This is a genomic window from Streptomyces sp. NPDC000941, assembly GCF_053599555.1.
In genome coordinates, this window is record NZ_JBSFMM010000550.1 from 1 (window position 1) to 1,345 (window position 1,345).

1 protein-coding gene is annotated in these 1,345 nt (G+C 71.1%); it reads left to right on the top strand.

Translation table 11 applies throughout. From position 1 onward, the window contains the following. A partial coding sequence (locus tag ACWDSL_RS53420; RefSeq protein ID WP_450497017.1) for an acyltransferase domain-containing protein occupies positions 1 to 1,345 on the top strand: 1,345 nt, incomplete at both ends.

Genomic DNA, 1,345 nt, shown 5'->3' on the forward strand with positions numbered 1-1,345 from the left:
CACACGCAGGCCGCCGCCGGGGTCGCGGGCGTGATCAAGATGGTGCAGGCGATGCGCCACGGCGTGATGCCCGCCAGCCTGCACATCGACGAGCCCACGCCGCACGTGGACTGGGGCACGGGCGCGGTGGAACTGCTGAGGGACGCCACGCCCTGGCCGGAGACGGACCGCCCGAAGCGGGCGGCGGTCTCGGCGTTCGGGATGTCCGGGACGAACGCGCACGTGATCGTGGAGGAGGCGCCGGAAGAGGAGGAGCCCCGAGCTGTTGAGCTGGCGCCGGTGGGTGGTGTGGTGCCGTGGGTGGTGTCGGGTCAGTCCGCCGACGCGGTGCGGGCGCAGGCGCGGCGGTTGGTGGAGTTCGCCGTCACCTCGGATGCGGATGCGGCGGCGGTGGGCTGGTCGCTGGTGGCCAGCCGGTCGGTGCTCGACCACCGCGCGGTCGTCCTCGGCCAGGACCGCGACCAACTGACGGCCGGAGCACGCGCCTTGGCGGACGACATGCCGTCCGCCGCGGTGGTGACCGGCGAGGCCGTGGCCTCCGACGCCGGTGCGGTGTTGGTGTTTCCGGGGCAGGGGGCGCAGTGGCGGGGGATGGGTGTGGGGTTGCTGGGTTCGTCGCCGGTGTTCGCGGCGCGGATTGCGGAGTGTGAGGCGGCGTTGGCGCCGTTTGTGGACTGGTCGTTGACGGAGGTGCTGCGCGGTGAGGGCGAGACGGATCTGGCGCGGGTGGATGTGGTGCAGCCGGTGTTGTGGGCGGTGATGGTGTCCCTCGCGTCGGTGTGGGAGTCGTACGGCGTTCGTCCGGCGGCGGTGGTGGGTCACTCGCAGGGGGAGATCGCGGCGGCTGTGGTGGGTGGGGCGCTTTCGGTTGAGGATGGTGCCCGCATTGTTGCTGTGCGTTCGCGGGCGTTGCGGGCGTTGTCGGGTGGTGGGGCGATGGCGTCGCTGGCTGTGGGCCAGGCGGAGGCGGAGGAGTTCATCGGTGGGTGTGAGGGTGTGGGGGTGGCGGCGGTCAATGGGCCGTCCTCGACCGTGGTTTCGGGTCCGCCGGAGGCGGTGGCTGAGGTGGTTGCGGGGGTGGCGGTCACCGGTAGGCGGGCGCGGGTGATTGATGTGGACTACGCGTCGCATGGTCCGCAGGTGGATGAGATCGCCGACGATCTGATGGCGCTGTTGGGGGAGGTCACGCCGCTCGACACCACGGTGGCGTTTTACTCCTCGCTGACGGGCGGGCGGATTGAGACCTCGATGCTGACCGCCGCGTACTGGGTGGACAACCTGCGTCATCAGGTGCGTTTCTCCACCGCCGTCGAGGCTGTCCTCGCGGACGGCTATCGGGTGTTGA